Below are 16803 nucleotides of genomic sequence, written 5' to 3' on the forward strand. Positions count from 1 at the left end.
GTAGGAAGTGACGCTAGCTGAGGTCGTTTATTGCAGCGGCCGCTTATTTGAAAAACCAGAGCTTTATTATTTCTCTAATAAGAATTACGTATTTTCAATTTAGCCACCGCTAGCCGAGTTGGTTTTACACAAATGGTGGCTGTAAGATGTTTTTTCTTGTTAATTGTGTTTCTTGATGTTAAATCTTTGATTGATCATGGTAAATTATAATTATTTAAGGAAAAGAAATGAAATTAAATTTAAACAAGAAAAAAATTAAAAACCTCTCTAATAAAAGTGCTGAACTAGGCTATCAAGCAACTCCACGCGCTGCTGGTGGTCAGGTAGATACTTGGGGTAATTGCTCATTTGGCTGTGACACGGCTGTATATCTAGGTTGTCCTAGTATCAATAACTGTTACTCAGCGAAAAACGAAGTCTGTATGATGTAGATTTTTATGGTTAAAAGGCGCAAAGCGCCTTTTGCGATACGCCACTTTACTTTTCAAAATACTGATGATGAAACTCAAGGTGGTCATCAATAAAGCTCGAAATAAAGAAATAGCTATGGTCGTAACCATCGTGGCTATTTAATTGCATAGGGTAGTGCGCGGCAGTGGCTGCTTGCTCGAAAACCCAAGGCTTTAATTGCTGCTCTAAAAATTGATCGCTAGCACCTTGTTCAATTAAAATAGGGGGCTTGCATTTGCCTTTATAGTCGCTTATCAACGCGGTGGCATCGTATTGCTGCCAATCATGCTTATTCTCACCTAAGTAGCCAGTAAACGCTTTTTGTCCCCAAGGGCAATTACTGGGGTTTACGATTGGGCTGAACGCCGAAATACTGCTGTATTGCTCTGGGTTGCGCAAACCAATTACTAATGCGCCATGTCCGCCCATAGAATGACCACTAATGGCTTGCTGTGATGTCACCGGAAAGTGCTCGCGGATTAGCGTCGGAAGCTCTTGGGTGATGTAGTCGTACATTTGATAGTGCTTGGCATAGGGGGCTTGAGTTGCGTTTAAATAAAAACCTGCGCCAAGCCCAAAGTCATAAGCGCCGTCAGGATCATCAGCCACATCCTCGCCGCGCGGGCTAGTGTCAGGGACGACCAACGCCATTCCGAGTTGGTTGGCTTTTTTGAAAGCGCCGGCTTTTTGCATGAAGTTTTCATCCGTGCAAGTCAGGCCAGAAAGCCAATATAACACTGGTACTTGTTTCCCTTCATTGACCTGCTGTGGTAAGAAAATGGCGAACGTCATGTCACATTGATTACACTGACTATGGTGTTTATATCGCTTGTGCCAACCGCCAGAGACTTTATTACTGGAAATTAGTTCCATCATGGTTCTCCTAACTGAAAAGGACGCCTAGGGCGTCCTTGGATTGTAGAATTAACTATTAATAATGGATCACTGAACGAATGCTCTTACCTTGGTGCATTAGCTCAAAGGCCTCGTTAATGTCATCCAGCGTCATGGTGTGGGTAATAAAGTCATTTAATTTAAACTCACCTGCCATGTAGCGTTCTACGATGTCAGGTAACTCAGAGCGGCCCTTAACCCCGCCAAAGGCACTACCGCGCCATACTCGGCCGGTAACTAATTGAAATGGGCGGGTTGAAATCTCTTGACCGGCGCCTGCGACACCAATAATAACGGATTCCCCCCAGCCTTTATGGCAACACTCTAAAGCACTGCGCATCACATCAACATTGCCAATACATTCAAATGAGAAGTCGACACCGCCATCGGTCATCTCGACAATGACTTCTTGGATAGGCTTGTCGAAGTCTTTAGGGTTAACGAGATCTGTGGCGCCTAGTTTTTTCGCCAGATCAAATTTGTCTTCATTAATGTCGATACCAATAATGCGGCTTGCACCAGCCATTTGAGCACCAATGATGGCTGATAAACCAATGCCACCGAGACCAAAAATAGCCACGGTATCGCCTTGTTGCACTTTTGCTGTGTTCATCACAGCACCCATACCCGTGGTGACGCCACAGCCGAGCAGACAAATCTCTTCAAGAGGTGCTTCTTTGTTGACTTTGGCAAGGGATATTTCTGGCAATACGGTGTACTCAGAAAACGTCGAGGTGCCCATGTAGTGGTAGATAGGCTCGCCATCTTTATAAAAGCGCGTAGTGCCGTCTGGCATTAGGCCTTTACCTTGGGTTTCACGGATCTGTTGGCACAGGTTGGTTTTGCCCGACTTACAGAACTTACACTCACCACACTCAGGGGTGTATAACGGAATAACGTGATCACCAACGGCAACGCTGGTAACACCTTCACCAACCGCTTCGACGATGCCAGCACCTTCATGGCCTAAAATAGCCGGGAAAACGCCCTCAGGATCTTCTCCAGATAAAGTGAATGCATCGGTGTGACAAACGCCTGTGGCGGTGATCTTCACTAATACTTCGCCTTTTTTCGGTGGCATGACATCCACTTCTTCAATGCTCAGTGGTTGCCCTGGGCCCCAAGCAATGGCCGCTTTCGATTTAATGAATTCTGACATGTTACTTTCCTTTCTTGAGAAACTAAACACAGTATAACTAGCATTTAAAATTTGATAATCTTTAAAATTAATAAAGACTTTTACGGATATGTAATAATGGATCGGTGGAATGGCATAGATGAGTTTGTCGCAGTGGCCGCCAATGGCTCTTTTAGTGCGGCAGCACAGCAGTTGAATACCTCAGTCGCCCAGATCAGCCGGCGAGTGAAGTTACTCGAGCAGCGTCTAAATGTGCAACTGTTAACACGCACCACCAGAAAGCTGGCATTAACCCAAGAGGGCGAGGTGTTTTTATCCCATGCCAAACACTTGCAGCATGGTCTTGATGATGCCACGGCGGCGCTGCGGCAAAGAGACCGCCAGCCCACAGGAAAGTTAAAAATCACCGCGCCAGTAATGTATGGTGAGTCGTATGTGATGCCTGCCATCGTTGAGTTTATGCGGCTCTATCCGAAAGTGGAAGTTGAAATCCACTTAACCAATCATCAGGTCGATTTATTGGATAAGGGCTTTGATCTCGCCATTCGCCTTGGGCCATTACAAGACTCCTCACTGCGCGCTAAAAAGTTGACCGTGCGAGAGACCATGGTGTGCGGCGCACAGTCGTATCTCGATCATTATGGCCAGCCCCATACGCTGTCAGAGCTTGCAAAGCATCAGTGTTTGATAGGTAACAGCAGTGAATGGCGATTTTTAGAGGAGGGCAATTCCCGCTTTGTTAAAGTGAGTGGGGCGCTGCGCTGCAACAGCGGCTGGGGCTTATTAGCAGCTGCCAAACAAGGCTTAGGCTTAGTACAGCTTCCCCATTACTATGTCCAAGAAGCATTGGCCTCAGGCGAGCTGACGGAAGTATTAACGGCGTTTCGCCCCGAGCAAGAGGGAGTCTGGGCGCTGTATCCGCCCAGGCAATTTGTCGCCACCAGTTTGCGGCTTATGCTCGACCATTTAAGTGAATACTTCAGTCAGTTTTCGCCATCTTATCGATAGCTTCACTGAGCGCTTGCTCGCGGCTATCACAAAAGGCTTTGTCGCCTAGACGGTCGTGAATATTTAAGCGTTTTAGCTTATCAGTGGTCTCACTGTTGGGCGAGTAGATATAGACGCTGCAATTGGCATCTAGAGCATCAGAGATAGCATTCTCAATGGCCAAGCCAACGGTAACATCTATCATGGCAACATCACTTAAATCCAACACCATGGCGTTGTATTCGCTTATTTTACGATGCTGTCTGGCAATGGCTTTTGAGACACTGAATATCATCGGCCCTGAGAGGTAGAAAAATAACAGCTTGCCATCGGCTTGGTCGAGCAGCGCTCGCTCATTCTCGGTCAATGGCACGTATTCATCGCTATCACTGTCACTAATGGCTTTAACATGATTTTCTTGCACTTGGCTTAGGCGCTCGATCACCATAATATTAGAGATAAACACGCCAAGACCCACAGCAACAATGAGGTCGACAAACACGGTGAGCAGCATCACGCCGTACATAATTGCCATTTGGCTGACACTTAACTTGTGCGCGCGCTGGATAAAACTCCAATCCAAAATATTGTAGCCAACATACACCGCGATACCCGCTAATACCGCCATGGGGATGGGCTCAGTTAAACCGCCTGCGACAAACACTACGGCCATGAGGATCAACGCACGACAGATACCAGCAATGGGAGAGCGGGCACCTACTTGGATATTCACCACTGTGCCCATGGTTGCTCCTGCCCCTGGCAGTGCACCAAACAAGCCAGCGAGCATGTTAGCTATCCCTTGACCACGTAACTCTTTATCAGAGTCATGCTCGGTTCTGGTTAGGCTATCGGCGATGACCGCGGTCAGGAGCGTGTCAATGCAGCCCAAAGTACCCAGCACCAAAGCATCAATCAGCATCTCAATAAAGAGTTCTGGCGATAGCACCGGAAACACTAAGCTCGGTAAGCCACTGGGTATTTCACCAATCCGGCGAATGGTGTCAGTATCGAAAACAATCACTGACAGCAAGGTCACGGCAACCAAAGCCACCAATTGCGCTGGTACGTATTGACGCCAGCGACTTGGCATCTTAAACAAGATAGCTAAGGTGATAACGCCTAAGAATAATTCCGCAAGGTGTAAATCGAGTACCAGCTCCGGCAGATTGGCTAAGGTACCAATTACGCCTCCGGCAGGGGCTTGGTGACCCAGTAACGGAGCCAATTGCAAGATAATTAAAATCACCCCAATACCAGACATAAAGCCGGATATGACACTGTATGGCATTAAGGTCACGTATTTACCGAGCTTAAGGGTGCCCAGTAGGATCTGGAAGGCACCGGCCATCATCACTACCGTGAAGCCCATGGCCAGACCATTTTCTGGGTATTTACTCATGGTTGCAGTTAACACCGCAGTCATGATCACTGTCATTGGGCCGGTAGGCTCTGAGATCAGCGAGGTTGAACCACCGAATAGGGCTGCAAATAACCCCACTAATATGGCGCCCCACATGCCTGCTTCAGCGCCAGCACCCGAGGCCACGCCAAATGCCAGTGCCAATGGCAATGAAATAATCGCGGTGGTCACTCCGCCAAACAGGTCACCCTTAATTGTGGCGTGTTGAAATCTCTTTAGTGTGAACATACTTTTGACTATAACGATCAAAAAATTGACGGCATTCTACCTGATAATTGGCCTTAAGCGCCATGAAGGACTGGTATTACCATTGCGGTAGAACAATTACCAAACAAAAAAAAGCCAGTCTAGAAAGACTGGCTTAGGTTTTGTTTATTAACCAACTTGGGCAGGAGAGGCCATGTCGGCACTCGCTTTGCCACTGGGTGATTTCGAACCCGCGCCGGAGCTGCTGCTGGCAGCTGGGCGGTTCTCTAATGGCATAGCTTTTGGCGTTGGCATGGTATTTTGCTCAACCACACTTTCTGCTTTGGTCATTGGCGCATTAGCACTGTATTGATAACGTGTGCGGGCTTGACCATTGACTGGCGTTGCCGTTGTTTCAGGTTCAGTTACTTCAGGCTCTGATGCAGCTTCAGTCTCAACGTCGGCGTGTGGCTCATCTGCAGAGGCAGGCTCTGCTGCATTCGCTTCAGCCTGTTGTGGCGCTGAGTCAGATTTAGACGCTAGCTGTTCATCGCTTTGCTCTGATTGAACGGCACTTTCAGGCGCCTCATCTGCAGACTCCTGGCTAGCCGTTGCTGCACTCGCTGATTGCTGTGCATCCGAACTGCTTGAAACCTCTTCCTCGATTGCGTTAACTTCTGTCTCAGCTTGTTCCGCTGCTGCACTGTGCTCAACTTGCTGAGATTGCTCAGGCGTCTCAACGGCTTGCTCTTCAGCTGCCGGTGCTTGCTCATCAGTGCTAGTATCCACCGCTACTGTGTCAGTGGTTGCAGTTTCTGCTGGCGCTGACGAGACAGACTCCGCTTGCTCTGCGGTGTTTGTTACCGCATTGCTGCTGTCGTCTTCACTGTGCGATTGTGCTTGCAATTGTGCTTCATACTCAGCGGCCGCTTGATCGGCAACCGGAACAAAGGCACTAGATTGCGACTTTTCAGGCGCATCTTGACGGCGGCGGCGCTGTCCTGCGGCACGAAGGTGGCGAGGTGAACGACGCGAACGAGTGCGGCTTTCCTTTTGCTCCTCATCCACAGCTTCTGCATTGGACTGCTGTGTAGTATTGCCGTCAGTGTGCGCTGTCTCTGCTTCCGCTTTAGGCGCGTTGGTATCAACGGTTTGCTCTGCTGATGCAGTTTCTAATGGCTCGGCTGCAGGCTCCGGCGCTTGCGCTGTGTCATCACGTTGTGCTTTGACTTTTTCCGCTTTAGCTTTTGCCGGCTTTTTCGCTTTGTTGCTATCGGCCTTCTGCTCAGCCACTGGGGTAGTGGTTGCGTCAGTTGCCGCTGCGTTGCTCTGCTCAGTGCTCACTGTGTTGTCTTGAGCTTCAGTTTCCACACGGACTTTCTTGCGTAGGTTACGACGCTGTCTGCGTGGTTTAGTCTTGTGCTCTTTGACTGCCTCAGGTTGCTCTTTATGATCCGTCTTAGTATCCGTTGCTTCTGCATTTTGTTGCTTGGCTGGACGATTTGCTTTGTCTTGCTCAGAACGTTTACGGTTATTAGGGCGACGGCGCTTACGATTATCACTGCGCTGTTCCTTATTACCATTGTCGTCTTTGCTCTGCACAGCATCGTTTGGCTTATCGTCTTTTTGGTTATCTTGACGGCGACGATTATTATTGCGACGGCGATTATTGTTGCGACGGCGGTTGTTGTTTTGGCGGTTTGATTCGCGCTTAGGTTGCTCTTGCTCTGGCTTTTTCTCTTCTTCTGCAGGAGCAAATAAGCCTTTTAACCAATTACCAAGCTTAGTAAGTAAACTTTCCTCAGCCGCTTTTTTAGCTTGTGGCTCAGGCGCCTTTGGTTGTGGTTGCGCTTCTGGAGTCGGAGCAGGGGCATCTGGCATCACCACGCCTTTAAGCACCGGCTCTTCTTTTACTACCGTTTGCGGTCGCGCCACTTCCATTGCTTCCGGCTCTGGGGTAACAATTTGTTGGTAGCTGGCTGCTTCTGGTGTTTCATCCTTACGCAGTCTCACCACTTCATAGTGTGGTGTCTCAAGGTGCTGGTTTGGAATAATGATAACATGGCATTCATGGCGCTTTTCAATGCGCTGTACTGAACGGCGTTTCTCATTGAGCAAATACGCACCCACGGCCACAGGCACTTGGGCGTTAACTTGAGCGGTGTTGTCTTTAATGGCTTCTTCTTCAATTAAGCGCAAAATCGACAGAGCAATAGACTCGTTAGAGCGGATTGTGCCTTGCCCATCACAGCGTGGACAAGTGTGCTGGCTTGCTTCACCTAATGAAGGGCGCAAGCGTTGGCGGGACATTTCCAACAAACCGAAGCGAGAGATTTTACCAATTTGCACTCGGGCACGGTCAGTACGAACGGCTTCTTTTAAGCGGTTCTCTACTTCACGCTGATGGCGCGGTGGTGTCATATCGATAAAATCGATTACGATCAGGCCGCCTAGGTCACGCAAACGCAATTGTCTGGCGATTTCATCGGCTGCTTCTAAGTTGGTGTTCAGCGCTGTCTCTTCAATGTCGCCGCCTTTGGTGGCTTTTGAAGAGTTAATGTCGATTGAGGTCAGTGCCTCTGTTGGATCAATAACGATTGAACCGCCCGATGGTAAACGCACTTCACGTTGGAAAGCCGACTCAATCTGGCTTTCAATTTGGTAATGGGTAAACAAAGGCACATCGTTTTGATACAACTTAACGCGGTTAATAAAGTCAGGGCGGAAACGCTCAATGTGTGCCTTGGCTTCTTCAAACACGCGTGGCTTATCAATTAGAATCTCACCGATATCACGACGTAAATAATCGCGGATAGCACGGAAAATAACGTTGCTTTCTTGATGGATAAGGAACGGCGCCTTGCCACTGTCAGCAGCATTTTGAATGGCTTCCCAATGCACCAGAAGGGCTTTAAGGTCGTACTCAAGCTCTTCAAAAGATTTTCCCACACCGGCAGTACGTACGATTAACCCCATGCCTTTAGGCACATTTAAACGGCTTAGAGCTTCTTTAAGCTCGATACGCTCATCGCCTTCGATACGGCGTGAGATACCGCCGGCACGTGGGTTGTTCGGCATCAGTACTAAATAACTGCCTGCGACACTAATAAAGGTGGTTAACGCTGCGCCTTTTTGGCCTCGTTCTTCTTTATCAACTTGAACGATTACCTCTTGACCTTCTTTAATAACATCTTTGATATTAGGGCGGCCGTTAAAGGTGTAGCCAGAAGGGAAGTAGGTTTTAGCAATCTCTTTTAGTGGCAGGAAACCATGACGCTCGGCGCCATAATCAACAAAGGCGGCTTCTAGTGAGGGTTCGATACGGGTAATTTTACCCTTGTATATGTTGGCTTTTTTCTGTTCGTGACCAGGACTTTCAATGTCTAAATCATATAGACGCTGGCCGTCAACCAGTGCTACGCGCATTTCTTCTTGCTGCGTCGCATTGATCAGCATACGTTTCATATTGTAATTCTCTACTCAATTTATTTACAGCGCCTGATACGTATAGCCAGTGGCGGTTTATAACTCCTGGATACTCTGATTATTAATGCAGTCTCACGACTGGGAGAAAGAGTATATTTACAGTAACCGCTGTTATCAGGATAACTTCACTGATTTTGCATTCGTGTTTGTAACGTTTATGACGTTTCATAAGTGCCTTGGCATTCATATGCTGTCACTGATGTTATTTTCAATGATCCAGCTTACCTCTTCAGATACTTATGAGTTTGACGAGTTGCGGTCCTTTTGCACGGGTATTACTGCAACTGTGATAAACGCATCAGACAAATTTTAATTTATTGCTTTTTGGTTATTTTATTGTCGTGTTCAGTCATTGAACGAAATATTACGCGCTTCGTATTGACTGTTCGCTCGTGTATTAGCTCGAATGGAGATAATAAAAGCTTTGGAAATATTAGCTCTAATCTGTATGATCTGCCATCCAAGATGTGCATCACGACATTGTTTTTGCGATAAAAAGCACCTCGCAAAAAGGAACGGCTTGATTATCCCATTAATAGTGCCGTGATAGCAACTAAATTATTACTCAAATCAGTGATTAGGCAATGTCAGACAAACCCGCATTAAAAGTAACCTTTGTTAGCGTATCCGAAGACCAAGAAGGCCAACGGATTGATAACTTCTTAGTGACTCATTTAAAAGGTGTGCCTAAAAGTGCCGTATACAAAATTCTCCGTAAAGGCGAAGTCCGGGTGAATAAAAAGCGGGTCAAGCCAGTTTATAAGCTGCAAATCAATGATGAGATCCGCATTCCGCCGATTCGTGTGGCAGAAAAAACAGAATTTGTCCCTAAGAACCTCGACAAGGTAGCCAACCTCGAAGAAGCCATATTATATGAAGATAAGTATCTGATTGTAATAAATAAGCCGGCAGGTATGGCGGTTCATGGTGGCAGTGGCTTAAGTTATGGCCTGATTGAAGCGCTGAGAGCTCTGCGCCCGCAAGAACAAAATCTTGAATTGGTGCACCGTTTGGATAGAGACACCTCGGGCTGTTTATTAATTTCTAAACGTCGGGCTGTGTTAAAAGGCTTGCATGAACAGCTTCGTGAAAAAACCATGGAGAAAAACTATCTCGCATTAGTTGCAGGTCAATGGGGTGCCAAGCATAAAAACGTGACTGAGCCACTGAGAAAAAACACCTTAAAATCTGGAGAGCGGGTGGTGAGAGTGGATCACGAGCAAGGCAAGCCTTCGCATACGCGCTTTCGTGTGGTGGAGCGTTTTGAACATGCTTCTTTGGTACAAGCTTCGCCGGTAACCGGTAGAACACACCAAATTCGCGTCCATACCCAGTGTAAAGGCCATCCTATTGCTTGTGATGACAAATATGGCGACCAGGTGTTTGATGGCAAAATGCGTCAGTTAGGCTTAAACCGCTTATTTTTACATGCTAAAGAGTTGCGTTTTATCCACCCCAAAACAGAAACCACTCACCACGTTGAGGCGCCATTAGATGAGGCGCTGCAGGCGTGCTTAACTCGGTTGCGTGGCTAATATGCATTATCAATGTATTATTTTTGACTGGGATGGCACGGTGATGGATTCCGTGCCAAAAATTGTTAATACCATTCATTTGGCCGCCACTGACTGTGGCCTGGAAAGGGTGACGGACGAACAAGCTAAAAACATCATTGGCCTGTCATTGGAAAAGGCCATGTTGCGGTTATTTCCCCATCACCCAGATAAGTTGCAACAACTGGTGGCTGCCTACAAACACATTTACAAGCACGTAGATACTACTCCAACGCCACTGTTTAATGGGGTGACTGAGCTGCTAAAACAGTTAAAGCAACAGGGAAAACACATTGCCGTGGCCACGGGTAAAAGCCGAGTGGGGCTAGACCGTTTATTAGCTGAAAGTGGTTTGCAAGACTATTTTGTGATAACGCGAACGGCCTGTGAAGCGCAGTCAAAACCTCACCCAGACATGCTCGAACAAATTTTACAGCAATTGCAGCTTGTACCTCAGCAGGCGGTCATGGTAGGAGACACTCTGATTGATATGGAGCTGGCTCAGCGAGCCGGGGTTGACGCTATAGGCGTCACCATGGGCGTGGCTTCGCGCGAGATATTGTCTAATACCCACGCGAAACACATCTGTGATAATTATCAACAGCTTTCGCAGCTATTGCTGACTCAGGATATCGACACCGAAATCAAGCAACATCTCTGTGAGTTGAATTAAGGGTAATCCGATTAAGGTATTGGGATCGTCGCCCTGTAACTTTTCAAATAATGCGATCCCCAGTCCCTCACATTTAAAGCTGCCTGCGCATTGGTAGGGTTGTTCAACCTCACAATAATAGTCAATTTGTTGGGCTGTTAAGGTTCGAAAGTGAACACTGAATGGCACCACGTGCGAGCGGAATTTACCGCTGGCAATATCATACACACATAAGCCAGTAAGAAACTCGACACGCTGGCCGCTAAAGCGACTCAACTGGCGTACCGCGTTTTCTTTATTGTGAGGTTTGCCAAGTATTTGTTGTTGAAAAACCGCCACCTGATCTGAGCCTATGGCGAGACCATGACTAAAGTGCTGTTGTGCCGTTTTGGCTTTTTCTTCGCTTAGCCGCCGCACTAATTGCTCTGGCGTCTCTTGTGCTTGTGGCGTTTCGTCAATTGCTGGAGCAAAGCTGCTAAAAGGGAGCTGTAATTTTTCTAAAATTGACTGCCTAAATGGTGAACTTGAAGCTAAAATAATGGCCGGGTTCATAAAAACCTTTTTATACAAACGTCATTGACGACAGGATATAGCGCAATAAGGCGAAAAACAAAGGGAAAGTGTATTTTTACTTTGACTAACACAGTAACTATCTATATGATGCAGCCCCTATGCAAAAGGTGAAAATTCCCATCACTCTTCATCCCAGCAAAGCAGCTCAACATCGTTTAACGTATGACGGTATTGTCCCGCTTGAAAAACTTTCTCGTTTAGAGCAAGTTGTGCAGGAGGAAGCAGGTGAAATAGCGGTAAAGATTCATTGCAAAATTGACGAGCAAGGTTTAGTGGTAATAAGTGGTAACTTATCAACACATGTAACTGTAACTTGTCAACGCTGTAATGGAGAATTAGGGTTGGATTTGGAACAAGACTTTGTGTATTCGCCAATTGGTTTGGATGCAGAGTCAGATCATCTACCTGAAGGTTACGATGAAGTAGAGCTGGACGAAAACGGTGAAATCAACGTATTTGAGTTAATCGAAGACGAACTGATTTTAGCTATTCCAATAGTGCCTACACACAACGAAGCTTCATGCAGTTATTCATCAGAGCCTACTAGCTTTGGTAAATTAGCAGCAAAAGATGACAAACCAAATCCATTTGATATTTTGAAACAACTTAAGAAAGATTCTTAGGAGAAGACTAATGGCTGTACAAAAAAGCAAAAAGTCTCGTGCAAGACGCGGCATGCGCCGTTCACACGATGCGATCAGTGGTCCAACTTTAACTGTAGATCAAGTTTCTGGTGAGACTCACCGTCGTCACCACGTAACTGCTGACGGTTACTACAAAGGCGTTAAAGTAATTTCTAACTAAGAGATTGCTATATGCTGACCAATCTAACCATAGCGTTAGATATGATGGGGGGCGATTACGGCCCCCGTTCATCTATCCCAGCAGCCATTGCTGCGGTGTTAAAGCATCCTCACCTAACTCTATTACTCTGTGGCAATCAACAAGTCATAGAAGAAGCACTCATAAAAGCCAAAATGCTCGACCATCCTAGGTTGCAAATTATTCATTGCAAAGAGGTGGTGACCAACAGTTGCGATCCCGCACAAGCTCTACGAAATAAAAAACAATCTTCAATGCGCATTGCGTTGGAATTGGTGAAGTCAGGCCAAGCACAAGCGTGTGTCAGTTCAGGTAATACTGGGGCGCTATTTTTAATGGCCCATTATGTACTTAAAATGCTGCCAGGCATTCGCCGTCCCGCCCTTATTTCTGCCGTACCAACAGAGAAAAAGCAACCAGTATACTTACTTGACCTTGGCGCCAATGTCCATTGTGATGCTGATACCTTGTTTCAGTTTGGCATTATGGGCTCCATAGTCGCTGGAGAAGCGCTGCACTGTGATGCTCCGAAAGTGTGCCTATTGAATATTGGCGCTGAAGAAATCAAGGGCCATGATGGCATCAAGCAAGCCGCTAAACTGATGCGTGCGTCTTCTTTTATTAATTACCAAGGCTATTGTGAAGGCAGTGATATGTTTTCCGGCAAAGCCGATGTCATTGTTTGTGAGGGATTCGTTGGGAATGTGGCACTGAAGACTTGTGAAGGGATTGCTAAGCTAATCATGCATAAGTTTACTAAAGCGCTGAAAAAGCACTTTTTTTATAAAGTGTTGGCATTTATGCTCCGACCCGTTATAAAAAAACTGTATAAACGCGTGAACCCCGACCAGTATAACGGCGCAAGTCTGGTAGGATTGCGCGGTATTGTGGTAAAAAGCCATGGCAATGCCACCAACAAGGCATTTTTAGCTGCCATTGAGGAAGCTGCACAAGAGGTGCAGCGTAAGATCCCTGAAAAAATTCAAGCGGTGCTTGAACAAGCTGAAACAGAAAAACAACCGTCAGGTCCCACCCCTTAACATCACAAGGTGACATGAGGACGTGACGAGAACACAAAAGAAAGAGCACATTATGTCACAAAAAATTGCACTATTTTTCCCAGGCCAAGGCTCACAAAGCGTGGGTATGCTGTCTGAATTATTGTCTTCCTCAGAAATTGTCAAAAACACCTTTGCAGAAGCGTCACAGGCACTAGGCTACGACCTAGCTGAGCTGGTATTAAATGGCCCAGAGCAGGAGCTTAACTTAACCCTCCGCACGCAACCGGCGCTATTAACCGCCAGTGTTGCTATCTTCAGAGCGTGGCAAGAAAAGCAAGTGGATGCTGAACTAACCTTAGCTGGACACAGCTTAGGGGAATATTCAGCGTTAGTGTGTGCCGGTGTACTTAACCTTGCTGATGCAGTTAAATTAGTAGAAAAACGTGGTTTATATATGCAAGAAGCGGTGCCAGCAGGCACGGGGTCGATGGCGGCGATCATCGGTCTTGATGACGAGGCTGTTGCTAAAGTGTGTGCTGAATCAGCGCAAGGAGATGTGGTGTCTCCAGTGAACTATAACTCACCGGGACAAGTTGTTATTGCAGGTCACGTTGAAGCCGTAGCGCGTGCCTCGCAAGCGTGTAAGGAAGCCGGTGCTAAACGTGCTTTAGAACTTGCAGTGAGTGTCCCTTCACACTGTGCGCTAATGAAGCCAGCGGCGGAAAAGTTAGCACAAGACCTAGAAGCAATTAGCTTTAATGAGCCGAAATATGCCGTGATCAATAATGTTGATGTGGTCATTAGCAAAGATGCGGCAGCGATAAAAGATGCCTTAGTACGTCAGTTATACAGCCCAGTAAGATGGACAGAAACAGTCCAAGCCGTGGCCAAAGAGGGGATCACCACGAGCTTCGAGTTTGGTCCAGGAAAAGTCATCAGTGGCTTGGTGAAGCGCATCGACCGCAGCGTAAGCTGTAGCTCAGTCAATGATTTAGCTGCCATTGCAGCAGCAGAATAAGGATGAATAACAGATGAGTAATTTATTTTCTTTAGCAGGCAAAGTGGTATTAGTCACTGGTGCCAGCCGGGGTATAGGTAAAGCCATTGCTAACGCTTTGGTGGCTCAAGGCGCGAAAGTAGCTGGTACGGCAACCAGTGAAAGTGGTGCACAACGTATTTCTGACTATTTAGGTGAAAATGGTAAAGGATATGCGTTGAACGTCACCGAACCTGAGTCGATCACTGAGACATTAGCTGCGATTAAGGCCGATCTTGGTGATGTTGATGTATTAGTGAATAACGCCGGTATTACCCGCGATAACCTGCTAATGCGTATGAAGGAGCAAGAGTGGGACGACATTATCGATACCAACTTGTCTTCGGTCTTTAGACTGTCTAAAGCCGTATTGCGTCCTATGATGAAAAAGAAATCGGGCCGTATTATCAATATTGGCTCGGTGGTTGGCACCATGGGCAACGCAGGCCAGTCTAATTATGCTGCCGCGAAAGCGGGTGTGATTGGATTTACAAAATCCTTGGCGCGTGAGGTTGCATCTCGTGGTATTACGGTAAATACTGTAGCTCCGGGCTTTATCCAAACGGATATGACCGATGAGTTAACGGATGAGCAAAAAGCGGCAACCTTAGCCAATGTCCCAGCAGGGCGTTTAGGTCAACCTGAAGAAATTGCGGCGGCAGTCATCTATTTAGCCTCGGACGCTGCGGCCTATGTGTCGGGCGAAACATTACACGTTAATGGTGCTATGTACATGGTGTAAGCTACTTTGTAGCAAGCTACACCCGTCGTCACCGAAACGGGGATGAGAACGCAAATTAATTGAATTTTTTGTGATCTTGTCGACAACGTACTTGAAATCGTATTGAAAATAAGCGATAAAAAGATTCATAGGTTTGTAACAGGTTTGACCAGAAAAAAAAGTGAGGGTCAATCCTTGAATCCCAGTATGATGCGGCGTAAACTGCGCCAAAATCTGAAAATTAACGCAGTAGCGTTTAAATAAAGGAAAGAAGAATGAGCGACATCCAAGAACGCGTAAAGAAAATCATTGTTGAACAACTAGGTGTTAAAGAAGAAGAAGTGAAAAACGAAGCGTCATTTGTTGATGACCTTGGTGCTGACTCTCTAGACACTGTTGAGCTTGTAATGGCGCTAGAAGAAGAGTTTGATACTGAGATCCCTGACGAAGAAGCTGAGAAAATCACTACTGTTCAGGCAGCTATCGACTACGTTACTGCTCACGCTGAGTAACCAGTTATCCCATTAGGGCAGCACTCGCTGCCCTAATTCATTTCTAGACCCCCCATCAATATAATAATCCCTTTTTGGAGGACACCGTGGCTAAACGTCGAGTCGTAGTAACTGGCTTAGGTATGTTGACGCCGCTGGGTAATGATGTTGCATCTACCTGGCAGGGCTTATTAGAAGGCCGTAGTGGCATTCGTAATATCACACACTTTGACACTGAAGGTTTCGGCACCAAATTTGCTGGTTTGATCAATGACTTCGATGTCACTGATTATATTTCCAAAAAAGACGCCAAAAAAATGGATGTCTTCATTCAATACGGTATCGCAGCTGGTGTACAGGCACTCAATGATTCTGGATTGGAAGTCACTGAGCAAAACGCGGATCGCGTTGGTGTTGCCATTGGTTCTGGTATCGGTGGCTTAACACTGATTGAAGAAAACCATGTTAAGTTGTTGAACAGTGGCCCACGTAAGTTATCTCCTTTTTACGTGCCTTCTACCATCATCAACATGATCTCGGGTCATTTATCCATTATGCATGGCCTCAGAGGCCCGAATATTTCAATCGTCACCGCATGTACTACAGGCCTTCATAATATTGGCCACGCTGCACGAATGATTGCTTATGGTGATGCTGATGCCATGGTGGCAGGGGGTGCAGAGAAAGCATCTACGCCAATTGGTATGGGTGGGTTTAGTGCTGCGCGAGCGTTATCAACTCGTAATGACGATCCGCAAGCTGCCTCAAGACCTTGGGACAAAGACCGTGATGGTTTTGTGCTGGCTGATGGCGCAGGGGTTATCGTACTTGAAGAGTATGAGCACGCTAAAGCGCGTGGGGCAAAAATTTACGCTGAATTATCTGGCTTTGGCATGAGTGGCGATGCCTATCATATGACTTCTCCACCTGAAGACGGTGCTGGTGCGGCGTTGGCAATGGAAAACGCGCTTAAAGATGGCGGTGTAAATGCCGATCAGGTTGGTTACATTAATGCCCATGGGACATCTACCTCGGCAGGCGATGTGGCTGAGACACAAGCGGTTAAATCAGTGTTTGGTGCTGCTGCCGATAAAGTGATGGTGAGTTCTTCAAAGTCCATGATGGGCCACTTACTTGGCGCGGCCGGCTCGGTAGAGTCAATTATCTCCATTTTGGCTCTACAAGAGCAAAAAGTGACGCCAACCATCAACTTAGATAACCCAGACGAAGGCTGTGATTTGGACTATGTACCGCACACAGCACGTGATACCAAGCTTGATTACACTCTTTGTAATTCGTTTGGCTTTGGTGGCACGAACGGCTCATTGCTGTTTAAAAAGGTGTAGTTAGCCTTAGCATAATGATGCATATTTAGGTTATTATCATAAAG

Annotated in this window: 16 protein-coding genes; 11 read left to right on the top strand and 5 right to left on the bottom strand. The window is 46.7% G+C overall.

Annotated elements, in window-relative coordinates; translation table 11 throughout:
- Positions 1-227 precede the first annotated feature (227 nt).
- Positions 228-431: a hypothetical protein gene (locus ACNKW2_RS06995; RefSeq protein ID WP_419147912.1), complete on the top strand. Its 204-nt coding sequence runs from the start codon at positions 228-230 to the stop codon at positions 429-431.
- Between the two features lie 46 nt (positions 432-477).
- On the opposite strand, the gene fghA is transcribed toward ACNKW2_RS06995, so the two are convergent.
- Both fghA and ACNKW2_RS07005 read right to left on the bottom strand, forming a co-directional pair.
- Positions 478-1323 (bottom strand): S-formylglutathione hydrolase, encoded by an 846-nt coding sequence (fghA, locus tag ACNKW2_RS07000; protein WP_419147936.1) that lies wholly within the window; start codon positions 1321-1323, stop codon positions 478-480.
- 58 nt (positions 1324-1381) lie between these two features.
- The gene (locus ACNKW2_RS07005; protein WP_336566044.1) at positions 1382-2503 is read right to left on the bottom strand and encodes an S-(hydroxymethyl)glutathione dehydrogenase/class III alcohol dehydrogenase; all 1122 of its coding nucleotides are present in this window, start codon (positions 2501-2503) and stop codon (positions 1382-1384) included.
- Positions 2504-2599: 96 nt separating this feature from the next.
- On the opposite strand from ACNKW2_RS07005, the gene ACNKW2_RS07010 reads away from it, so the two are divergent.
- On the top strand, positions 2600-3490 hold the full coding sequence (locus tag ACNKW2_RS07010) for a LysR family transcriptional regulator (protein WP_419147913.1): 891 nt from the start codon (positions 2600-2602) through the stop codon (positions 3488-3490).
- On the opposite strand, the gene ACNKW2_RS07015 is transcribed toward ACNKW2_RS07010, so the two are convergent.
- Positions 3462-5120 carry a SulP family inorganic anion transporter gene (locus tag ACNKW2_RS07015; protein ID WP_419147914.1) on the bottom strand — a complete coding sequence of 553 codons (1659 nt, stop codon included), beginning with the start codon at positions 5118-5120 and terminating at the stop codon, positions 3462-3464. The genes ACNKW2_RS07010 and ACNKW2_RS07015 overlap by 29 nt on opposite strands.
- A gap of 147 nt (positions 5121-5267) precedes the next feature.
- Positions 5268-8543 carry a ribonuclease E gene (rne, locus tag ACNKW2_RS07020; RefSeq protein WP_419147915.1) on the bottom strand — a complete coding sequence of 1092 codons (3276 nt, stop codon included), beginning with the start codon at positions 8541-8543 and terminating at the stop codon, positions 5268-5270.
- Positions 8544-9148: 605 nt separating this feature from the next.
- Here rne and rluC point away from each other — a divergent pair.
- Together rluC and ACNKW2_RS07030 are read left to right on the top strand one after the other, a co-directional pair.
- Positions 9149-10099: a 23S rRNA pseudouridine(955/2504/2580) synthase RluC gene (gene rluC, locus ACNKW2_RS07025; protein WP_419147916.1), complete on the top strand. Its 951-nt coding sequence runs from the start codon at positions 9149-9151 to the stop codon at positions 10097-10099.
- 1 nt (position 10100) lies between these two features.
- Positions 10101-10790 (top strand): HAD-IIIA family hydrolase, encoded by a 690-nt coding sequence (locus ACNKW2_RS07030; protein WP_419147917.1) that lies wholly within the window; start codon positions 10101-10103, stop codon positions 10788-10790.
- Here the strand turns inward: ACNKW2_RS07030 and ACNKW2_RS07035 are convergent.
- The gene (locus tag ACNKW2_RS07035) at positions 10731-11321 is read right to left on the bottom strand and encodes a Maf family protein (RefSeq protein WP_419147918.1); all 591 of its coding nucleotides are present in this window, start codon (positions 11319-11321) and stop codon (positions 10731-10733) included. The two genes, ACNKW2_RS07030 and ACNKW2_RS07035, sit on opposite strands and share 60 nt — an antisense overlap.
- Positions 11322-11440: 119 nt before the next feature.
- On the opposite strand from ACNKW2_RS07035, the gene yceD reads away from it, so the two are divergent.
- From yceD to fabF, 7 genes are all read left to right on the top strand, one after another.
- Positions 11441-11965 carry a 23S rRNA accumulation protein YceD gene (gene yceD / locus ACNKW2_RS07040; protein WP_054554711.1) on the top strand — a complete coding sequence of 175 codons (525 nt, stop codon included), beginning with the start codon at positions 11441-11443 and terminating at the stop codon, positions 11963-11965.
- Positions 11966-11975: 10 nt separating this feature from the next.
- On the top strand, positions 11976-12146 hold the full coding sequence (gene rpmF / locus ACNKW2_RS07045) for a 50S ribosomal protein L32 (RefSeq protein WP_036967969.1): 171 nt from the start codon (positions 11976-11978) through the stop codon (positions 12144-12146).
- A gap of 11 nt (positions 12147-12157) precedes the next feature.
- On the top strand, positions 12158-13204 hold the full coding sequence (gene plsX / locus ACNKW2_RS07050) for a phosphate acyltransferase PlsX (protein ID WP_419147919.1): 1047 nt from the start codon (positions 12158-12160) through the stop codon (positions 13202-13204).
- 52 nt (positions 13205-13256) lie between these two features.
- On the top strand, positions 13257-14183 hold the full coding sequence (gene fabD / locus ACNKW2_RS07055) for an ACP S-malonyltransferase (protein WP_419147920.1): 927 nt from the start codon (positions 13257-13259) through the stop codon (positions 14181-14183).
- 13 nt (positions 14184-14196) lie between these two features.
- Positions 14197-14943, top strand: a complete 747-nt coding sequence (gene fabG, locus ACNKW2_RS07060; protein ID WP_336566058.1) for a 3-oxoacyl-ACP reductase FabG — start codon at positions 14197-14199, stop codon at positions 14941-14943.
- A 254-nt stretch (positions 14944-15197) separates the two neighbouring features.
- Complete coding sequence (acpP, locus tag ACNKW2_RS07065; protein ID WP_005494401.1) at positions 15198-15434, top strand: acyl carrier protein; 237 nt, start codon at positions 15198-15200, stop codon at positions 15432-15434.
- Between the two features lie 86 nt (positions 15435-15520).
- Positions 15521-16759, top strand: coding sequence for a beta-ketoacyl-ACP synthase II (gene fabF, locus ACNKW2_RS07070; protein ID WP_419147921.1), 1239 nt, complete (start codon positions 15521-15523; stop codon positions 16757-16759).
- Positions 16760-16803: the final 44 nt, after the last annotated feature.

Origin of the sequence: Pseudoalteromonas 'SMAR' (assembly GCF_048515945.1) — a bacterium.
Taxonomy (GTDB): domain Bacteria; phylum Pseudomonadota; class Gammaproteobacteria; order Enterobacterales; family Alteromonadaceae; genus Pseudoalteromonas.

Excerpts from the sequence above, each read along its gene's own strand:
- ACNKW2_RS06995 (WP_419147912.1), top strand. The coding sequence starts at position 228 with ATGAAATTAAATTTAAACAAGAAAAAAATTAAAAACCTCTCTAATAAA.
- fghA (WP_419147936.1), bottom strand. The coding sequence starts at position 1,323 with ATGGAACTAATTTCCAGTAATAAAGTCTCTGGCGGTTGGCACAAGCGA.
- ACNKW2_RS07005 (WP_336566044.1), bottom strand. The coding sequence starts at position 2,503 with ATGTCAGAATTCATTAAATCGAAAGCGGCCATTGCTTGGGGCCCAGGG.
- ACNKW2_RS07010 (WP_419147913.1), top strand. The coding sequence starts at position 2,600 with ATGGATCGGTGGAATGGCATAGATGAGTTTGTCGCAGTGGCCGCCAAT.
- ACNKW2_RS07015 (WP_419147914.1), bottom strand. The coding sequence starts at position 5,120 with ATGTTCACACTAAAGAGATTTCAACACGCCACAATTAAGGGTGACCTG.
- rne (WP_419147915.1), bottom strand. The coding sequence starts at position 8,543 with ATGAAACGTATGCTGATCAATGCGACGCAGCAAGAAGAAATGCGCGTA.
- rluC (WP_419147916.1), top strand. The coding sequence starts at position 9,149 with ATGTCAGACAAACCCGCATTAAAAGTAACCTTTGTTAGCGTATCCGAA.
- ACNKW2_RS07030 (WP_419147917.1), top strand. The coding sequence starts at position 10,101 with ATGCATTATCAATGTATTATTTTTGACTGGGATGGCACGGTGATGGAT.
- ACNKW2_RS07035 (WP_419147918.1), bottom strand. The coding sequence starts at position 11,321 with ATGAACCCGGCCATTATTTTAGCTTCAAGTTCACCATTTAGGCAGTCA.
- yceD (WP_054554711.1), top strand. The coding sequence starts at position 11,441 with ATGCAAAAGGTGAAAATTCCCATCACTCTTCATCCCAGCAAAGCAGCT.
- rpmF (WP_036967969.1), top strand. The coding sequence starts at position 11,976 with ATGGCTGTACAAAAAAGCAAAAAGTCTCGTGCAAGACGCGGCATGCGC.
- plsX (WP_419147919.1), top strand. The coding sequence starts at position 12,158 with ATGCTGACCAATCTAACCATAGCGTTAGATATGATGGGGGGCGATTAC.
- fabD (WP_419147920.1), top strand. The coding sequence starts at position 13,257 with ATGTCACAAAAAATTGCACTATTTTTCCCAGGCCAAGGCTCACAAAGC.
- fabG (WP_336566058.1), top strand. The coding sequence starts at position 14,197 with ATGAGTAATTTATTTTCTTTAGCAGGCAAAGTGGTATTAGTCACTGGT.
- acpP (WP_005494401.1), top strand. The coding sequence starts at position 15,198 with ATGAGCGACATCCAAGAACGCGTAAAGAAAATCATTGTTGAACAACTA.